General features: G+C 39.1%; 19 protein-coding genes and 1 tRNA gene. 15 read left to right on the plus strand and 5 right to left on the minus strand.

The window, feature by feature from the left end; genetic code table 11:
• Window positions 1-55 precede the first annotated feature (55 nt).
• Window positions 56-859, minus strand: coding sequence for a hypothetical protein (locus PSH41_RS07240; protein ID WP_029773447.1), 804 nt, complete (start codon window positions 857-859; stop codon window positions 56-58).
• A gap of 136 nt (window positions 860-995) precedes the next feature.
• Here PSH41_RS07240 and PSH41_RS07245 point away from each other — a divergent pair, with 136 nt between their 5' ends.
• Window positions 996-2,120, plus strand: a complete 1,125-nt coding sequence (locus PSH41_RS07245) for a serine hydrolase domain-containing protein (protein WP_443197748.1) — start codon at window positions 996-998, stop codon at window positions 2,118-2,120.
• 145 nt (window positions 2,121-2,265) lie between these two features.
• Here PSH41_RS07245 and yhbY read toward each other — a convergent pair whose 3' ends face one another.
• Window positions 2,266-2,562, minus strand: a complete 297-nt coding sequence (yhbY, locus tag PSH41_RS07250) for a ribosome assembly RNA-binding protein YhbY (RefSeq protein ID WP_004587346.1) — start codon at window positions 2,560-2,562, stop codon at window positions 2,266-2,268.
• An 88-nt stretch (window positions 2,563-2,650) separates the two neighbouring features.
• Here yhbY and rlmE point away from each other — a divergent pair, with 88 nt between their 5' ends.
• From rlmE to PSH41_RS07290, 8 genes are all read left to right on the plus strand, one after another.
• Window positions 2,651-3,280 (plus strand): 23S rRNA (uridine(2552)-2'-O)-methyltransferase RlmE, encoded by a 630-nt coding sequence (gene rlmE / locus PSH41_RS07255; RefSeq protein WP_273588995.1) that lies wholly within the window; start codon window positions 2,651-2,653, stop codon window positions 3,278-3,280.
• Between the two features lie 66 nt (window positions 3,281-3,346).
• Entirely contained in the window at window positions 3,347-5,290 is a 1,944-nt protein-coding gene (gene ftsH / locus PSH41_RS07260) for an ATP-dependent zinc metalloprotease FtsH (RefSeq protein WP_004587344.1), read from the plus strand.
• 70 nt (window positions 5,291-5,360) lie between these two features.
• On the plus strand, window positions 5,361-6,206 hold the full coding sequence (gene folP / locus PSH41_RS07265) for a dihydropteroate synthase (protein WP_273588994.1): 846 nt from the start codon (window positions 5,361-5,363) through the stop codon (window positions 6,204-6,206).
• Window positions 6,206-7,546 (plus strand): phosphoglucosamine mutase, encoded by a 1,341-nt coding sequence (gene glmM, locus PSH41_RS07270; RefSeq protein ID WP_004587342.1) that lies wholly within the window; start codon window positions 6,206-6,208, stop codon window positions 7,544-7,546. The genes folP and glmM overlap by 1 nt, the downstream gene beginning before the upstream one ends.
• An 80-nt stretch (window positions 7,547-7,626) precedes the next feature.
• Window positions 7,627-8,376: a triose-phosphate isomerase gene (gene tpiA / locus PSH41_RS07275; RefSeq protein ID WP_055253015.1), complete on the plus strand. Its 750-nt coding sequence runs from the start codon at window positions 7,627-7,629 to the stop codon at window positions 8,374-8,376.
• 1 nt (window position 8,377) lies between these two features.
• Window positions 8,378-8,725, plus strand: a complete 348-nt coding sequence (gene secG / locus PSH41_RS07280; protein WP_004587340.1) for a preprotein translocase subunit SecG — start codon at window positions 8,378-8,380, stop codon at window positions 8,723-8,725.
• A gap of 81 nt (window positions 8,726-8,806) precedes the next feature.
• Window positions 8,807-8,891, plus strand: a tRNA-Leu gene (locus tag PSH41_RS07285).
• A gap of 209 nt (window positions 8,892-9,100) precedes the next feature.
• Window positions 9,101-10,726 carry a methyl-accepting chemotaxis protein gene (locus PSH41_RS07290; RefSeq protein ID WP_248443086.1) on the plus strand — a complete coding sequence of 542 codons (1,626 nt, stop codon included), beginning with the start codon at window positions 9,101-9,103 and terminating at the stop codon, window positions 10,724-10,726.
• Window positions 10,727-10,952: 226 nt separating this feature from the next.
• On the opposite strand, the gene PSH41_RS07295 is transcribed toward PSH41_RS07290, so the two are convergent.
• Entirely contained in the window at window positions 10,953-11,360 is a 408-nt protein-coding gene (locus tag PSH41_RS07295; protein WP_273588993.1) for a phosphate ABC transporter substrate-binding protein, read from the minus strand.
• A gap of 12 nt (window positions 11,361-11,372) precedes the next feature.
• Window positions 11,373-12,503: a porin gene (locus PSH41_RS07300; RefSeq protein WP_096739942.1), complete on the minus strand. Its 1,131-nt coding sequence runs from the start codon at window positions 12,501-12,503 to the stop codon at window positions 11,373-11,375.
• Window positions 12,504-13,015: 512 nt separating this feature from the next.
• Here PSH41_RS07300 and PSH41_RS07305 point away from each other — a divergent pair.
• The 6 genes from PSH41_RS07305 (at window position 13,016) to PSH41_RS07330 (ending at window position 18,742) form a co-directional block, all read left to right on the plus strand.
• Window positions 13,016-13,486 carry a hypothetical protein gene (locus tag PSH41_RS07305; RefSeq protein ID WP_024031844.1) on the plus strand — a complete coding sequence of 157 codons (471 nt, stop codon included), beginning with the start codon at window positions 13,016-13,018 and terminating at the stop codon, window positions 13,484-13,486.
• A gap of 55 nt (window positions 13,487-13,541) precedes the next feature.
• On the plus strand, window positions 13,542-14,018 hold the full coding sequence (locus PSH41_RS07310) for a hypothetical protein (RefSeq protein ID WP_024031845.1): 477 nt from the start codon (window positions 13,542-13,544) through the stop codon (window positions 14,016-14,018).
• A gap of 54 nt (window positions 14,019-14,072) precedes the next feature.
• On the plus strand, window positions 14,073-14,771 hold the full coding sequence (locus PSH41_RS07315) for a molecular chaperone (RefSeq protein WP_064386815.1): 699 nt from the start codon (window positions 14,073-14,075) through the stop codon (window positions 14,769-14,771).
• Window positions 14,772-14,857: 86 nt separating this feature from the next.
• Window positions 14,858-15,499 carry a hypothetical protein gene (locus PSH41_RS07320; RefSeq protein WP_244151762.1) on the plus strand — a complete coding sequence of 214 codons (642 nt, stop codon included), beginning with the start codon at window positions 14,858-14,860 and terminating at the stop codon, window positions 15,497-15,499.
• A complete protein-coding gene (locus PSH41_RS07325; protein ID WP_273588992.1) occupies window positions 15,496-17,907 on the plus strand; it encodes a fimbria/pilus outer membrane usher protein in 2,412 nt (803 codons plus the stop codon). The genes PSH41_RS07320 and PSH41_RS07325 overlap by 4 nt, the downstream gene beginning before the upstream one ends.
• Window positions 17,897-18,742 carry a hypothetical protein gene (locus tag PSH41_RS07330; RefSeq protein ID WP_273588991.1) on the plus strand — a complete coding sequence of 282 codons (846 nt, stop codon included), beginning with the start codon at window positions 17,897-17,899 and terminating at the stop codon, window positions 18,740-18,742. Before PSH41_RS07325 ends, PSH41_RS07330 begins: the two co-directional genes overlap by 11 nt.
• On the opposite strand, the gene PSH41_RS07335 is transcribed toward PSH41_RS07330, so the two are convergent.
• A complete protein-coding gene (locus PSH41_RS07335) occupies window positions 18,732-19,322 on the minus strand; it encodes a LuxR C-terminal-related transcriptional regulator (RefSeq protein WP_029773461.1) in 591 nt (196 codons plus the stop codon). The genes PSH41_RS07330 and PSH41_RS07335 overlap by 11 nt on opposite strands.
• Window positions 19,323-19,433: the final 111 nt, after the last annotated feature.

Here is a 19,433-nt window from a genome sequence, read left to right on the forward strand (position 1 = left end):
CGTATTATATTGGTAAGTGAATCCTTGAATCTGTAAAAAAATGTAGTTTTTTACGTTATTGCACTTTTATTTTGTCAATTAAAATACTGCTTAAGTAATATTGCATCATAGGCGTTAAGGCACTCACCTCTGTACGCGTACATGGGCCTTGTAGTTTAGTTAAGCTGCTTAATTTAGTAATAGTTTTAAAGGGCGGTACAGTTACTTCCTTACCTGCGCGCGCTATACGGGCTTGCTCGGTATTTTGTTGATGTACAAATGTTGCCACTTCTAACTCATTAGTAATTTTTTGCTCTTGGGCAAAGCTAAACAATAAAGGCTCACGGTGGAAGCTTGCGCTGTCTATTGATGACTTTGCAAACCATACCACATCGCCAGAGGCGCGGTGCGTAATGCGCATGCTCACTTGCGCTAGTATGGTGGCGCATTGCTGGGTAGGGTATTGCTGCGCTACTTTGGCAAATAAAGGATAAGGGTTTTCAGGTTGAGTTAACGCATATTTTGTATCGTCAGTAAAAGCTAAATCTAACTGATGAATAGCTAACGTGTAGTCACTGTTTTTGCTATCAGTCACTTCTAAGCCTTTATCGTTCAAGGCTTGGGTTATTTGCTTTAATAGCGTGTCTGTTACGCTTGCTTTATCGGTTGTAATACGCACTGTTTGACCGCGTGTTACTTTGTGCGCCGGTAACTGTACAGACTTAACTTTTGGCGATGCGTGCTCTGTTTTATACTCAAGCTGGTAAGTTTCGCTCTTTAATGTTGGCTTTAACGGTAAAGCCAAAGGCTCGGCCGGCTGTTTGGTAATTGCACAACCTGCTGATAATAATATAAAAAGTGATACAACTATAAAACGCATAAATACTTAACATCCACTTAAAAAGCCAATAATCGCAACATTGTACGTTAGTCCTATCAAAACTTCATGATATTATGCACATAGATGTAGTTAAAAAAGAATAAATTTGTAACGAATGAAGTATCTCACTAATTTTATGTATGTTTGGGTCTCTATTTGTCTATCTTTACCGCTTCAGGCAATAGCTAAAGCAGACTCAAGCTGGGATGGATTCGTAAAACAGTATGGACGCTACGCAGAAAAAAAACTCAACAGTAAAGGTATTCCTGGCGCTGCGCTTTCGATAGTGAGTATTGGTAACGCTGATTATATCCACACCATGGGCCGCACTAAGGCAAGAAGTGGCACACAGGTTAACCGCCACACCCGCTTTAGGTTGGCTTCTGTGTCAAAAACATTTGCAGGGTCGTTAACTGCAAAGCTTGCAAGTGAAGGGTTAATAGATTTATTTAAACCGGTAAGTGAGTATATACCTGCCTTTAAAGGCACGGTTTATAAAGATAATTTAAAAGTATTTCACTTATTAAGTCACTCCAGCGGTTTGGTTCCTAATGCGTATGACAATTTAATTGAATCAAGAATGAATTACCCCGATATTGTCGAAAAGCTATTAACAGTAAAGCCCATTTGCGAACCAGGCCAATGCTATGGCTATCAAAATGTGATGTTTAGTTTAATTGATGATGTAATTTACAGCAGTACCAATAAAAAATATGACCAGTGGTTGCAAGAGGGAATTTTTACACCATTAAAAATGAGCGATACCAGCTTAGGCTACGATGCAATGGTGCAGGATAAAAATTATGCGTTGCCGCACGTTAGAGGCAAAAAACGTTGGTACACAGCCAAGCTGAAAAAAAATTATTATAAAGTCGGCCCGGCTGCGGGCGTAAATGCAAGTGCCACCGATATGGCAAAATGGTTAAATGCGCAATTAGGGCAAAACCTAGATGTACTCTCTTTAGATGCACTTGCTACACAAACACGTCCTTATACACTTACAAAAAAAGAGCGTTATAGACGAGTATGGAAAAAGGAATTAGAACAAGCTTATTATGGATTAGGCTGGCGTGTTTATAACTACAACGATGAAACGCTTTATTATCATAGTGGCTGGGTGCAAGGCTATCGCAGTGACTTAGTGGTTATACCGCATTTAAATGTGGGTTTTAGTTTGATTGTTAACGCGGAAACAGGCGTGATAAATGAATTAACTACTGAATTTCTAGACCGTTTATTAAAATACAAACGCACTAAATAAAACAGGCCTAAAATTGCCTAAAATTGCCTAAAAAGCGCCGTGCTTTAAATTTATTGTTTAAAGGTAAAAAGCATAAATAAGTACATATAATAAAAAAACCAGCTTAATGCTGGTTTTTTTATAAAAAGCTCACTGCACAATTAACTTATGCGCGTGGTAATTGAATCTTTTTTTCTGCACTTTGACGATACAATACAACAGTGTGACCTATTGTTTGTAGCTTAGTAGCGCCGGTTTCACGAACGATTGCATCAAAAATAAGTGCTTTTGTTTCACGATCGTCAGTAGGTACTTTTACTTTAATCAATTCGTGAATTTCTAATGCACTTTGAATTTCGACTACTACGCCCTCGGTTAAACCGTTAGAACCTAGTAAAACTACAGGCTTAAGGCTATGCGCCTGACCTTTTAAAAACTGCTTTTGTTTGTTTGATAATGTCATGTTTATACAAATTTTGCTGAATATGGCTTGAATTAAGGGTATTCTAACGCCATCTAAAGAATATTACTAATTAGTTGCGTGTTAATTTATGACAAATAAAAAACATTCAGCCAGTTCAAAGCGATGGCTGAAAGAACATTTTGATGATCAATATGTTCAGCAAGCGCAAAAAAAAGGCTGGCGTTCTCGAGCTGTTTTCAAATTAGATGAGATCCAAAATAAAGATAAACTGCTTCGCCTTGGTATGACCGTTGTTGATTTAGGTGCTGCACCTGGCAGCTGGTCACAATACTTAGCCGAGAAAGTATCTGATAAAGGTCAGGTTGTTGCGTGTGACATATTACCTATGGACTCACTTGCGGGGGTTGACTTTTTACAAGGCGATTTTCGTGAAGAAGCCGTACTTGATGCATTGTTAAAACGCATTGATGGTAAAAATGTTGATGTGGTACTCTCTGACATGGCACCAAATATGAGCGGTAATAACTCGGTAGATCAAGCGGGTAGCATGTATTTGGTAGAATTAGCACTTGATATGTGTCATCAAGTATTAAAGAAAAATGGTGCATTTGTTGTTAAAGTGTTTCAAGGTGAAGGCTTTGATCAATACTTGCAAGACGTTCGTAATAGTTTTAAGGCAGTGAAAATACGCAAACCTGATGCCTCACGTGCCCGTTCTCGGGAAGTATATATAGTAGCGACCGGCTACAAACTGTAGTACAGTTGCTTGGCGTTTAGTTGAATTTAAATTAATTGGATACAAGAGGTTAACCCCTTGAGCGATATGGCGAAAAATCTAATACTCTGGCTGGTTATTGCAGTTGTGCTAATGTCAGTATTTCAGAGCTTTAATGGCGGCGATCAAGTTGATCGTCAAACAAGTTACACTCAATTTGTAAAAGACGTGCGTAGCGGCTCTTTACAAGAAGTTATTATTGACCGTGGAACGGGTAATATTACAGGTACTAAAAGCAGTGGTGAGCGTTTTCAAACCACAATGCCAATGTACGATGAAGACTTAATTAATGATTTACTTAAAAATGATGTAAATGTGAAAGGCGTTCAGCCTGAAGAACAATCGTTTTTAGCAAGTATTTTTATCTCTTGGTTCCCAATGTTGCTGCTTATAGGTGTATGGATATTCTTCATGCGTCAAATGCAAGGCGGTGGCGGTAAAGGCGCAATGTCGTTTGGTAAAAGCAAAGCGCGCCTGATGAGCGAAGACCAAGTTAAAACAACTTTTGCTGATGTAGCAGGTTGTGATGAAGCAAAAGACGACGTAACAGAGTTAGTAGACTTTTTACGTGACCCTTCTAAGTTCCAAAAACTTGGTGGTAGTATTCCTAAGGGCGTACTAATGGTGGGTCCTCCTGGTACAGGTAAAACATTACTTGCAAAAGCCGTAGCCGGTGAAGCAAAAGTACCGTTTTTCACCATTTCAGGTTCTGACTTTGTTGAAATGTTTGTTGGTGTGGGCGCATCGCGTGTACGTGACATGTTTGAGCAAGCTAAAAAGGCTGCACCCTGTATTATCTTTATAGATGAGATTGATGCTGTAGGTCGTAAGCGTGGCGCTGGCATGGGTGGTGGACACGACGAACGTGAACAAACACTAAACCAAATGCTAGTAGAAATGGATGGTTTTGAAGGTAACGAAGGTATTATCGTTATAGCGGCAACTAACCGCCCTGACGTACTAGACCCTGCATTACTTCGTCCTGGTCGTTTTGACCGTCAAGTAGTGGTTGGTTTGCCTGATATTCGTGGCCGTGAGCAAATTCTCAAAGTACATATGCGTAAAGTGCCATTAGGCGATAACGTAGAAGCGGCAGTTATTGCACGTGGTACGCCTGGTTTCTCTGGTGCTGATTTAGCAAACCTTGTAAACGAAGCCGCACTTTATGCCGCACGTGGTAATAAACGTGTTGTAAGTATGGCTGAGTTTGATGCTGCTAAAGATAAAATCATGATGGGTGCAGAGCGCAAGACCATGGTGATGAGTGAGCAAGAGAAAGAAATGACGGCTTACCATGAAGCGGGCCATGCTATTGTTGGCCGTATGGTGCCAGAGCACGACCCAGTTTATAAAGTGTCGATTATTCCACGTGGCCGTGCCCTTGGTGTAACTATGTACTTACCTGAACAGGACCGTGTTAGCCATTCTAAAGAGCTTTTAGAGTCAATGATTTCAAGCCTTTACGGTGGCCGAATTGCTGAAGCACTTATTTATGGCGAAGACAAAGTAACAACGGGTGCGAGTAACGACATTGAGCGTGCAACAGATATTGCACGTAAGATGGTAACGCAGTGGGGCTTGAGTGAAAAACTAGGTCCGTTACTTTACGCTGAAGATCAAAACGAGATGTACATGGGTGGCGGCGGTGGTCGCGCAATGAGCATGTCTGATGAAACAGCTAAAGTAATTGATGCCGAAGTACGCTTATTCTCGGACCGTAATTATCAAAGAGCAGAAGATATATTAAAAGAAAATATTGATATTCTTCATGCGATGAAAGATGCATTAATGAAATATGAAACAATTGATGCTAAACAAATTGATGATTTAATGGCGCGTCAGCCTGTGCGTGAACCACGTGATGCACACGACCGTTTAGACGATAAGCCAACTAAAACAGTCGCACCTCAAGAAAAGCCGGTTGATGAAAGCCAAAAACCGGATGATTCATCGAAAAAAGATGAAACAAACCTTGATGATAAAGCTGAATAATCGTTAAAATAATACTTTAAAAGCCCCGTACTTCGGGGCTTTTTTGTATCAAATAACTAAAAGGTTGGCGATGACTAACATAATAAACCTTCCCCGTGGGCGTAAACTTAATTTAGAAAAACCATGTGTGATGGGTATTTTAAATGTGACCCCAGATTCATTTTCTGATGGTGGAAAGTTTTTAGATACAGCGCACGCGGTGCAACAGGCAATGCAGTTGTTAGACGAGGGTGCAACTATCATTGATATTGGCGGGGAGTCTACACGTCCAGGCGCGCCAGATGTTAATTTAGACGATGAACTTAATCGTGTGATACCTGCAATAAAAGCCATTAGAGCTAAAAGTGACTGCGTTATATCGGTAGATACCAGTAAAGCACAGGTCATGGAGCAGGCGATTTTAGCAGGTGCTGATATAGTTAACGACGTACGTGCATTACAAGAGCCCCACGCACTTAGCACACTCGCTAAGTATCCCGATGTAGCAATTTGTTTAATGCATATGCAAGGGCAGCCACGGACAATGCAAAGTGAACCCACTTATACTGACTTGCTAGCGCAAATTAACCTCTTTTTTGAGCAGCGTATAAGCGCATGCGAAACAGCGGGTATTAAGGTGGAGCAACTTATCCTCGACCCAGGTTTTGGCTTTGGCAAAACCCTAGAGCATAATTTTGAAATACTTGCTAAATTTAATGCATTTAATAAATTTGAACTACCGCTTTTAGCAGGTCTTTCACGCAAGTCGATGATAGGTACTTTGCTAAACAGAAAAACAGATGAGCGATTAGCGGGCAGCTTAGCCGGTGCGCTAATTGCCGCGCAAAATGGCGCAAAAATTATTCGTGTACACGATGTAAAAGAAACAGCAGATGTGCTTGGTGTACTCCAAGCTTGCGAAAAAGGAGCTTTATAATGAGCGAAAGAAAATATTTTGGTACCGATGGGGTACGTGGTTTAGTGGGCACAGCTCCAATTAACCCTGAGTTTGCAATGAAATTAGGCTGGGCCGCAGGTCGAGTTTTGTCTCTAAGTGGAACAAAAAAAGTAATTATAGGTAAAGATACCCGTATTTCAGGTTACATGTTAGAAACCGCGCTTGAAGCTGGTTTAATTGCCGCAGGAATAGATGTCGTACTGCTTGGGCCAATGCCAACGCCCGCTGTAGCATATTTGGCGCAAACGTTTAGAGCCGAAGCAGGTATTGTAATTAGTGCATCGCATAACCCTTATTACGATAACGGGATTAAGTTTTTTAATGGCCAAGGCTTAAAATTGGATGACGACGTTGAGCTACAAATTGAAGCGATGCTTGATGAACCAATGACCTGTGTTGCCTCAGATAAACTTGGTAAAGCCTCGCGCTTAGTAAGTGCTGATGGGCGCTATATTGAATTTTGTAAAAGCCAATTTCCACAAGGCTTATCACTTGAAGGTTTAAAAGTTGTACTAGATTGTGCCAATGGCGCAACCTACCATATTGCACCGTCGGTAATGCGTGAGCTAGGTGCTGAAGTGATTACTCATGCATGTGAGCCTAATGGGGTGAATATAAACCATGAATGTGGTGCTACACACGTTGATACGTTAAAACGCAAAGTGCTAGAGCACAAAGCTGATGTGGGTATTGCTTACGATGGTGATGGTGATCGCGTAATGATGGTTGATCACAACGGTCGCGTATTTGACGGTGATGACTTAGTTTATATTATAGCGTGCCAAGCGGCTGAAGATCATATGCTAGGTGGTGGTGTTGTTGGCACGGTTATGTCGAACATGGGGCTTGAAAATGCATTAAAAGCAAAAGGAATTGAATTCGCGCGCAGTAAAGTTGGTGACCGTTATGTAATGGAAATGCTGCAGCAAAAAGGGTGGAGAATTGGCGGTGAAAGCTCAGGCCATGTATTAAACCTTGATTTAATCACCACGGGCGATGGTATCATTTCAAGCCTTCAGGTATTGGCTGCAATGGTGGCTCAAAATCGCACATTACAAGATTTAGGGGCTGGTTTTACAAAGTACCCAATGAAAATGATTAATGTACGTTACACACCTGGCACAGACCCTACACAAGCACCAGAAGTACAAGATGCGGTTGCGCAAGTAGAGCAAGCTTTAGGCGAAAAAGGCCGTGTTTTACTTCGTAAATCAGGCACTGAACCGGTAGTACGTGTTATGGTTGAAGCCGAACAAGAAAAAATAGTCATAGACAGTGCGCAAAAAATTGCAGCAGTTGTCGAATCTATGAGCAAATAAACTGATTGAGAACAATAACCTCTTGTAACTTAGGGCGAGAAAAGTTAATATCTCGCCCGCTTTCTAATCTGGAGTGGAAAATGGCAATACGTAAGGCAATGGTCGCAGGCAACTGGAAAATGAATGGCTCTTTAGAGCTTGTCACTCAACTATCTGATGCCATTAACAGTGTTAAATCAAATGAGATAGACATTGTTTTATTTCCTCCATTTCCATTAGTATCAGCATTGGTTGACAGTGGTGTTACCACGGGTACCCAAACGCTAAGTGAAAATACCCCAGGCGCCTTTACCGGTGAAGTGGATGCTCAGCTTATTAAAGATTTAGGTGCTAAGTACGTACTCGTAGGTCATTCAGAGCGACGCAGTATTTACAAAGAAAGCAATGCAACCGTAGCCGCAAAATTTGCCCGTGCGCAGCAAGTGGGACTAACACCTATCTTGTGTATTGGCGAAAGCGAGAGCGAACAAGAAAACGGTCAAACCGAACACGTGGTTGCTGCACAAATTGATGCAGTAATTGAGAAATTAGGTGTAGCAGCACTGAAAGATTCTGTGATAGCATACGAGCCCGTTTGGGCCATAGGCACAGGTAAGACTGCATCGCCAGAACAGGCACAAGCTGTTCATAAATTTATCCGTGACAAAATTGCATCATTAGATAGCGATTTAGCACAAGGGCTTACCATCTTATATGGTGGTAGCGTTAACGAAAAAAATAGCGAATTATTATTTGCACAACCAGATATAGACGGCGGCCTTATTGGCGGTGCTAGTCTAAAAGCAGATTCGTTCACTGCAATCTGTAACAGTGCAAAAGGGACCGTATAAGATGTACGAAATTTTATTAGTAGTTTATTTAGTTGTTGCTTTAGCTTTAGTTGGTATGGTTTTAATCCAGCAAGGTAAAGGCGCAGACATGGGTTCTTCATTTGGCGCCGGTGCTTCGGGCACAGTTTTTGGCTCATCAGGTGCAGGTAACTTCATGACCAAAACAACAACAAGCTTAGCAACAGTGTTTTTTGTTTTAAGTATTGTGTTAGGTAACTTAACTGCCGGTCAAATTAAAAAGACCGATGAGTGGGAAAACCTTGAAGCAGCACCTGCAGTAGAAACTGTAGCGCCAGCAGAAGAAGACGTACCTGTTACTCAACAGCAGAGCTCTGACGTACCAAACTAATTTAGCGTAAAGCTAACGTTAAACGACTTATACTCCTCAAGTAAGTCAATAAGTTTAACACCAAAGCGAAAGCTTAAAAATGCGGATGTGGTGGAATTGGTAGACACGCTACCTTGAGGGGGTAGTGCTTTCGGGCGTGGGGGTTCAAGTCCCCCCATCCGCACCAAATTATAAAACCAGTAGCAGCAATGTTACTGGTTTTTTTATGGGAAATTTTCAATTTGCTCACTTATTAATCGTTTGATCCTTTTTGCGTTTATTAGTTGTTTAAAACTCGCTGTATTTGTAAAAAAAACTAGAAATATTACAAATTTAGTTAACACTTATAGGTAATAAGCCGATAATAGATATAGACAACAAAATAAGGTATACACAATGGCTTCAGGCTTCTCTTTTCAAAACCTCAGCATAAGTAAAAAAATACATGCGATTACCAGTATTGCGGTTGTAGCATTTTTAGCAATCGTTTTGATTAATTACTTTGCAATGAATGACAATAGAATCGCACTTGATGAAATGGAAAAGTCTTCATATCAGGTTGTTAAGTTAACATCAGCAAATGTAAGTCTTTTAGAAAAGCTCGATGAGCTTTATACGCAAGCAGTTACATTTGGAGAGCAGGAGTTAGTAGAGAAAGCAGCTGATACATACAATGCACTAAGCAACAACATAAATGCGGTTGAGCAAATAAACGCTTCGTATATTCATAGTGACACGAAAGTTCAGTTAGCAAATTACGAAAAAATATCAGCCAGTATTGCCAATGGCATGGTAAATGGAACAGCTGACTTTAGTAAAATTCAGCAACAAGCACAAAGAAAAACAGCACTGTATAATGATGTGCTTGAAAGGTTTAAAACCGCTCAAGCAAAAGCAGACGATCGCTTTTTTGAATTAGTTGCAAGTACTAAAGAGCGTTCTGATCACGCACTAACACTTATGTTGGTGGTATCTATTGTTTCGTTAATTTTACTGCTATTTATGGCTATTTGGATTGCTAAACGTATTGCTGCCTCTGCAAGTGATGCCGCTAATAACCTGAGTCTGCTCGCAAACGGTAAAGGGTCGCTGAGCACTAATCTGAGCGTAAATTCGGAGGATGAAATTGGTCAAGTATCAATTAACTTCAACTCCTTCATCGCTTTGCTGAAAAAAACAGTACTTGAAGTAATCGCGGTATGTGAGCCTCTAATGGAAAACTCAACTCGCTTAGTGCAAGGAATGGAGCAGGCTGAACGCGCAACCACAAAGCAAACAACAGAGGCTGAGGTGGTTAAACAGTCTATGGAAGAGATGAAGCAAAGCGTGGGTGATATTTCTCAATCGGCGGCAAGTGCATCAAATGCAGCGCAAACCGCAGAAAAAGAGGTAGAACAAAGCAGAACTCAAGTTCAAATGTCGGTCACCGCCTCACGTACGTTAAGTGATGAAATAAATCAAGCTGCCTCAACTATCAATAAGTTAGCTGATGATACAAAAAATGTGTCTCAAATTCTTAATGTGATCACATCTATTGCTGAGCAAACTAATTTATTAGCACTAAATGCTGCTATAGAAGCGGCTCGTGCAGGTGAGCACGGTAGAGGCTTTGCTGTGGTTGCGGATGAAGTAAGAGAGCTTGCATCACGTACAGCACATTCAACGAATGAAATTCGTGAGTTACTAAGCACCTTGACTGAGGCTGCAAATGAGTCTGTGACGGCGATGACATCAGCGCGAGATATGGCCACAGATAATGCAACAGCCGCAGAGAAAACTGGCGTTTCGATAGAAAAAATTGCAGAGCAAATGTTAGAAATAAATGGTATGAACTCACAAATCGCCGCTGCAACAGAAGAGCAAACATCGGTTGCTGCGATGGTTGTAGAAAATGTGACGAATATGCATGAATCGTTTGAAGACACCATGGACTCACTCGCGGCGGTAAGGGATGTAGCGAAAAACCTACACTACCTTTCAGATAACCTTTTAGATGCCACTGCGAAATTTAAAATTGAGTAATATTAACCTGCAATAATACTTAATCATTTTAGAGGCTAAGCTAGGCGCTCGCTGCATAAAAAAATCGTTATTTAGAGCAACTAAATAATAATTTTTTGCTTAGCTTACTACACACTTTGTCTGCCTCTCAATTGCTTATTTATTTAAGGGTATTAGTATAAAGCCGTAATATTTAGATATAAAAAAACCACCTAATCGGTGGTTTTTTTATATCTAGCTACCGCGCTTAAAACGTAGCAACTACCTTAACTTTATCTGTTGCCTTACTGCTGTCTATGTAACCAATTGAGTCGCCATTACTAGCAACAAAATCAATAACAGCCTGGTCAGAATCAAATTTCTCTGGTGGTGTACCTTTACCGGTAAAAACAAGTTTTGACCAATAGGCATTTAATTGGCTACTTGATTTACCAACTACTTTAGAATTGAATTCATCAGCAACAGCGGTACCATTTTGAGTAGCTGGGTTTACTTTATTACCGTCAGCAAATGACTTTGCTTTTCCTAGGTAAATCTTTTTAATAGTATCGGCATCAAGTGCACTTGCATTGCCAGGGTTTACTATTACCGCAACTTCAGCATAGGCGCTAAACGCACTTACCGACAGTACACTGGCTAGGATTAATTTTTTCATATTTCGCTCCAATTAGAATACTAAGTCAACGCCAACAGCTACTACATCAGTGTCAATATCAGTTACGTCATCATCAAAACGACTAAAATCAATTTTAAATGCAGCCGATGGGTGGAAGTCGTATCGTGCACCAATGGTGTATACATTGCTTTGCGCGCGCATACTTTCTAATGCGTAATTTACAGTAGTATTTAATAATGGAATTGACTCAAGCGTATTGAAACGTGATGAATCGTGTTTATCATCATTATTCTCATAAGTTACATGAACAGTTACATCATCGAATCGGTAACCTCCAGATACATAGTATTGTGACTGTTCAGCTAAAATACTGCCTTCTACTTCAAATTGAGTGTACTCAGCATCAAATAAGAAGTTGTCATAATCAACTGAGAAACCAATTCCGAAAAACGTGGTCTCGTCCTCATCAGTTACAAGATCATTGGCAGTATCGGTCAATCCACTCGTGTTTAGAACGTCGATAAGTTGAATTAGGTCGCTGTCATCAGAAGAGATTGAAGTATCAGCAACAATGTATGCGGCTCTCGCACTAAACCAGTCGTAAGAAACACTCCAGTTAACACCACCTAAGTTATTTAACTCAGCAGGTAAGCTATCTCCAAATACATCAATATCACCGTCGAAAGCGCCGTAAAAGCCTTGTAATGTAGAATCCCAGTCACCTAATTGGCTGTTGTATACTACGCTAAGTCCTTCATAAGTAGAAAAAGGAATACCGTATACAGATCTCGGTGGGCGAACCCAGCGATAAGCATAGCCAACGTCTAAAAAGTCAGAGTACTTGTAAAAAGGGACACGCATTTTACCAGCGCTTAATTGCAGTTCATCGCTGTATTCATAGGTAACATAGGCCCATTCGAATGTTGCGTCAAAGTCATCCTCTCCACGCGCAATAATTTGCGCTGTAGCTGTTAGCTTTTCTTGAAGGTCAGCAGAGAGTTGTAAGGCGAACTTACTCTCATTTTTAAATGAGATATCGTCATCATATCCGTATAAAGTTTGATCACTGTCTAGACTTTTGCCACCCACTATAGATGCAAAGCCATTTATACGAACTTCAGCACTCGTGTAACTAGATGCAAGTGCGGCACATATTGCTACTGCTACAGATAGCTTTTTCATATGTATTTCCTATTTGTTATTTAGATGTTGATTTCATGGGGATTATAGAAGTGATTTTAGTTTTTATCTAATAATTTTAGCTAGTTAGTAAAAAAGAAGTGAGCATTTAGTTTATATTGAAGTTTACAATTGTTAATTTTGAGGTTTTTGTAATCAAAGTTGTTGATTTAATTAAAGTTAAAAATTATTTAAATTTATTAAAGTTGTTTAGCTAATAATTTATAAAATAGTAATTGCTGTTTAATTGGTTGTTTATCTCTTATTTATCTTATGTTTTGCTTGTTTATAAACATTAAACATAGCGCTAAAGCGGACTTTAAGAGAGTGATAATAATAAAGAGGCTACCTTTATCGATTACGAGTCACTGAAATGTTTATACCAAACGGTATGCTTAGCTACAGTGTATTTAGTCTTACCCTTTGTTTTGTAATCAAATAACAACTTTCTAAACCTGAATTTTACCTTAACATTACCACTGTATTAGCAAGGTAGTTCAAAGGAAGTGACAGTGATGAAGAGGCTAGCATGGTTAGTATTATGTTGCTTTGCATCCTATGCATATAGTAACGATGAAGTAAGTATTACATTGGTGGGGCATATTTCTCCGGTGTGTGAATTTACCTCACAAAATAATAACCTAGAATTTTCTTCTGATGGCGTTGCTAATACAACATTAGAGATAAACTGTAATTCGCCAATGCGAATATCAATGCAGTCACTTAATGGCGGTTTGAGTCATGAGCAAAGCAGTAGAATAAGTTCATATAATATTAACTGGAAGTTGGAAGGTGCCAACAACAATGTGTCTGTATCGGCACAGGCAACCAAATCGACATATAGTTTTAATATTAATGATATTTTATTTGATAGCATTGCTGAGATTCAGTTAACTCTAGATGAACCCTTGATATATGCAGGAAGCTACCAGGATGTGATCCGCATAGAAATGACACCATCAGTAGTATCGGGTGGCGTGCTTTAAACGCACATTTATTAAACATAACAAACTATATGTCACATGGATAAGGAATATAACAATGAATAAACTAATCGTAATTTCAGCAATCGCAGCACTATCTTCAGGTTCAGCACTAGCAGAAAACTTAAATGTAGGTGGTGCCGTTGAGTCTGTATGTGAAGTAAGCAATATTGCAACAACACACTACTTTCCAGCTCTTGCGTTGGGGAATACAAAAACAGTTAATTTTGACTTGAAATGTAATGATGTGGATGGTGCAACACTTACTTTAACTACTTCTGAGGGACACCTTCAAAACGCTGATCACGAAGACAGAGGTGTAGGATACACTGCTCATTTAACAGCAGGTCCTTATGACTTTACTTTGTCAGCTGAAGATGGAACGAATGATCAGAGTGCTTTTCAAAGCAATGGTGGAAGTAACACATTAGCAACGACAGGCGTAACAGGAATGATTGACCTAGAAGTTACTCAGACTCCTGTATATGCAGGTACGTATGCAGATACTTTAATGCTAACTGTAACAGCAAACTAAAGTTAAATAGAAAAGGCAGTGACTATGCACTGCCTTTATTCAGGAGGGAATTCTATGCATATTTTACTTATCTTTATATTTTGTTTGCTTTCATTTTCAGTCAATGCCTTTCAAGTGAGACCTATGGTAGCCGATCTCAGCTCTCAAGGTAGTCAGTCGCAGCAAACACTTCGAATAATAAACCCATCGGATAAACCCTTAACTATTGATGTTTCTGCTTTTAATATGAGTATAAGTGATAATGGCGTTGAGTCTTTAGAGGTAAACGAAGAAGACTTCTTAATTATTCCTATGACAACGATTATCCCACCGGGAAATAGTCAATCGGTAATCGTTCGATATATTGGGGAGCCCATTATTAACCACTCTAAGTCTTATCGAATCACCGTAGAACAAGTGTCAGTTAACTTGAACGAAAATGCCCAATCTGGTGTTGGTATGTCACTTAGTTTTAGAACGCTATTTAACGTTGTTCCCGATAATGCTAAAGCTAACCTAATAATTAAAGAAAAAAAACAATTAGCAGAAAATCAATGGGGTGTGTCGTTAGAAAACCAAGGGAACAAATATGTACGCCTTTCAAAAGGTCAGTGGAATATTAAATCTAAGGGTAAAGTATTAACTTTAGAAGGAATGGATCTGAGTAGAGCCCTATCAGGTAAAATTTTACTTCCAAATTCAAAAAGTAATATTTCAATTTCAATACCAAAAGAGTTTCAAGCTGCTGATAGTGAGTTAGAGGTTATATTCTAATGTTTTGTGTTCAGTGGCTCTCCCGATGTTTAATGATACTAATATGTAGTATTTCTATATCGGTAGAGGCTCTGGAAGTAACACCTATGGTGGTTACATTATCCCCGGAGAAGCCTTCAAAAATACCTTCCAGTCTAATTTTCAATCAACTGCCTAGAGAGATTGCATTTGACATTGAAATATATGAAATCGATTTTTCTACATCGAGTCCTTCTTTAATTAAGCTGGAAGATTCTCCATTATGGGTATTCCCTCCCTCACTATTTTTACAAGAAGGGCAAGGTCAGAGGATTCAATTTAGATGGATTGGACAGAGGCTCCCACAGCAGGATAAGAGTTATCAGGTCAGTTTAATAGAGCAGCCTTTGGCTTCTAATATCGGAAGTGGTACCTCGCAACTTAAAATATTAATGAATGTAAATTTAGTTGTTCACGTAGACAGGGATATATATTTACCTAACTTAAAAATACTGACTTCTAAAATAGAAAGTGGAGAGGTTTTAGCCCAAGTCAAAAATGAAGGAGAGGGGGCTGCGCGGCTCAGTGACTATAAAATTAAAGTAACTACAAATAAATCCGTTGTAACTACTTTTGAAAAACAAGCTTTATTGGAGAAGGGGTACGATGTTTTTTTTGCGCCTTATGCCACACAGACCATAAAAGTTAAGCTACCTGAACATATTGAAAGCCGTGAGGTAGAGTATTTAAGTTTAGATCTGGTGCAATGAAAACTTTAGCAGTGTTCCTCTTTGCTGTATTTTTTTTACCACTTAGCGTGTTAGCAAAAATAAACCCTTCTAGTAAGACAATTGAACTTAATGTGTCAGTTCAATTAAATAAAAGCCCTATAGGTCAAGTCTCCCTTAAAGTTGATAAAAATGATGCCCTTTTTTTAAAGTGGGACGAATTAGAGCCACACCTTCGCGAAATTTTACTTGAAGAAAAAGAGAGGGAGCTATTTAAGGTATTAAAAGGCAATACTTTAGCGGTAACTTCATTAAGGGAACTAGGTTTTAGTGTTGTGTTTGATATGAGTGATTTTAGTTTGGACGTTGTTGTTCCCGTAGAATTAACCCGCCCGCAAAAATTAAGTGCGCAAATGCAAAGGAAAAGGTTGAAGGCTATTGAACCAGCCAATGCGAGTGGGTTTGTTAACGCATATGCAAGCTACGTTCATCAAGATGATAAGGAGCAACAGCAAGTTCAAGAGCAATACGCATTACGATCCGAAATTGTAGCGAGTTGGCAAGGCTGGGTGGTAGAAAATGAATTCGAATATAATAAAATATCGCAGCCTGCCTCATCAAGTTTTAAGCGGCGAGGAACTCGGCTTATTCATGATTTACCAAATTTAGGTATGCGTCTTTCTCTTGGAGACAACTTTAGCTCTGGTGGCTATTTCCAGAACTCTTCTCGTTTGTTAGGCTTTTCAATAGCACATGATTTTTCTCTATTATCAGACAGGCCCATAAGGCCAACCGCTTCACGTAGCTTTACTCTTCAAAGCCCTTCAAGTGTAGAGGTATATGTCGATGAACGAATTATTCAGCGCCTTAATTTGGTTGCGGGTATTTATTCTTTAGATGACATACCTTTGAGCGAAGGCAGCAATAATATCTCTCTAAAAATTACTGATATAGCTGGCGTTGTACGCTATGTAAACTTTGATGTTGCGACTGGCTTAGATTTATTTGCACAAGGGCAGCTTGAATATGAAATTCACTTAGGCGTTCCTGCTGAGGCTGGCGATAAACTCGAGTATGAACCAGATTCTCCCTTCCTCAGTGCCTATCTGGATTATGGCCTGACCCCAAGTTGGACTGCAGGGGTTACAGCGCAGGGAGATAAATATGCGCAACAAATTGGCTTTAAACAAATCTATGCAGCTCAAATAGGCCAACTGGCATTTGAGGGCGCATTTAGCTTCGCGGAACGCCAAGGATACGCTTACCGTACTGTTTATAGTAGCTATAATATGAGCAACTTAGGAAGTGAGCTAACGCTCGGTTATGAATACAGTTCAAAAGACTTTACAGCTTTAGGTTATCGGTCTCAAGATACGTTTAATAACCGCTATAGAGAACACTATGCACAGGCGAGTTATAGTTATTATGTTAACGATAGAACATTAGCCTCTTTTTTTACAAATATTTCCCGAGATCATCAAAGTGTTCAATTTGATAAATCGCTGGGAGTCAATTTCTCAGGCGACTTGGTAAATAGTCAGTGGAGATATACTGCAGGGGCGCAATGGGATGAGTTAAAAGGTGAGCGAGAGTGGGGTATAAATTTATCATTTACCTATAAATTTAATAACCAGCATAGAGTTAAACTATCCCACCAGTCTAGACGTGATAAAACGAGACTAGAATTTACCCAAGACAGTAATCAGCGTTTTGTCGGTGCTTTGAACTTTCGAGCTGGTTTAGAGAGCAACGAATTAAATAAAACTATCTTTGATTTAAACATGCAATATAACGCAAACCGTTTTGCTGCTAACCTTGAACATGCAAGTTTTTATAAAGATTTAAATGCTCGCTCTGCTTATCATCAAAGTCGTGTAAGCATCTCATCTAGCATAGCTTTTGCAGATGATGCATGGGCATTTGGAAAGCCTATATACGATAGCTTTGCTTTGGTTAACGCCCACAAAAGTTTAGAAAATAAAGTGATTACATTAGGCCGAGTTGAAAATGACTATAGAGCTGATAATAGAGATTTCAAAACTATATTACTTAATGATTTGAGCTCATATGACAATATTAACATTCCTGTTGATATTGATGATCTAGCCCCTGGCTATGATATGGGCTCTGGCATGCTTAGCTTTTACCCTAAATACAAAACTGGACATAAGGCAATAATTGGGACTGCAGCAAATATTTCTGTTATTGCAACTCTTCGAAGTAAGGACGAGAGCCCCTTAGCCTTAATGGTTGGAAAGGCTATTTGTCAAGATAAAGCATCGGCCAAAGAGTATACATTCTTCACAAATAAGCGGGGCCGCTTTGCAATAACTGGCCTTGCTCCTTGTCAGTATAAAGTGACCTTACAAAATAAAGATAGTACTACATTTTTAATAGAGGTTCATGATGCAGAGCAACTTCAACGAAAAGGGGTTATTTATGTTCATTAAAATTGTGTATTTAGCAATAAGTATATTTTTACTAACTATGGCAAGTAGAGTTAATGCTCAGTGTGATGCAAGTATTGGTGAAATTGAATATTTGTTTGATGACCTGTCATTTTATCACGTAAAATCACAAGTCGATGCTGAGAAGACAATTCGAGTAGACACAATAAATACGTCGGATTGTACTTTGTATTTTAGTCTTTCTTCGCAAAACCAAGGATACCTTAAAAGTAAGTCTCAATTTATTGACTATCAAATTCGTCTAGAAAATCAGTTGTTAAGTAGGAGCATTAATCAGGTTAAGCTTAACAATAGCAAAGTAGATATCAGGCTAGTGATCCCCGCAGGGACGCCAGTAAAAGCAGGGCATTACACTGATAGGCTTGAGTTGAGACTCTATGATGAAAATAAGCAAACCGTAGATGAAATAGAAATCGAGATTGAAACTAATATCCAACCCCGAACTAGTTTATCTTTATTAGGTTATAACACTTTTTCTAATACTGTTTATTTGGGAGAATTGAAGCCAGCAGAAAAATACACAATGTTACCTAGCTTACAAATAGTGACGAATACGGATGTTCAACTTAATGTAACCTCAGAGAATAAAAGTCGTTTATTACACTCTATTTTTAGTAATAAGTATGGTATTAGCTATACATTGCAATTAGGCTCAGAAGAAATTAACTTAGTAAAAGCTTCAAGTCTAAACTTTTCGTATTCCGGCCAGACTGAGTTTTTCATTCCGCTTAGCATTCAATTGGAGGACTTCACACGTCAAGCCGCTGGAGAGTATTCGGACGTTATTCGTTTTCAAATAAGCCCACTTAATTATTGACTTTACTTAAGTTTTTTTGGCACCACAGCAATGCTTGTTGTTTGTTTTTTACAGATATTTTTTGATAAATTTTATGTAAATGCACTCTGACCGTGGCTTCACTTATAAATAAGCTATCTGCAATAGCGGTGGAGTGTAGACCGGAGAAAAGCAAGTTTAATACTTTGATTTCTTTACAAGTAAGGTTACTTGATTGCAGGGTGGTTTGCTGTTCAGTGGCTAACATTTGTCTCATCCAGCTGTCTGTCACATCACGGGGAAACCAGAGCTTACCTTGTTCAATAGCTTCAAGGCCTTGTTGAAAAAGGGAGTCATCTGAACTTTCGTAAAAAAGTCCCTTTAAATTAGGCCATTCTTTTAAAGCTAATACGTCACTATTTTTTGGAACATCAAAAATAACTAAGCTTTTATAACCGTTATCTTGCATAAACTTATTGATAAGTTCATAAGTTGTGATTACATTAAGTGCTTGGTAATTAACTAATAAAATGTTGTAGTTAGCTGCTACACAGAAAAGTGAAGTATAGTCTGGACTATTAAAGCACTTTATATAGCGTATTGGAGTATTTTTAATATCCATAATTTCTGTCCGTAGATGCAATAGTAATACTATATTGCTATTTTTGGTTAATATCAATCATAGTGCATAGTTCGATAAGCTATACGAAGCTTTAATTAATGTGCTTTATGG

Source organism: Pseudoalteromonas sp. CST2, from assembly GCF_028599385.1.
Taxonomy (GTDB): domain Bacteria; phylum Pseudomonadota; class Gammaproteobacteria; order Enterobacterales; family Alteromonadaceae; genus Pseudoalteromonas; species Pseudoalteromonas atlantica.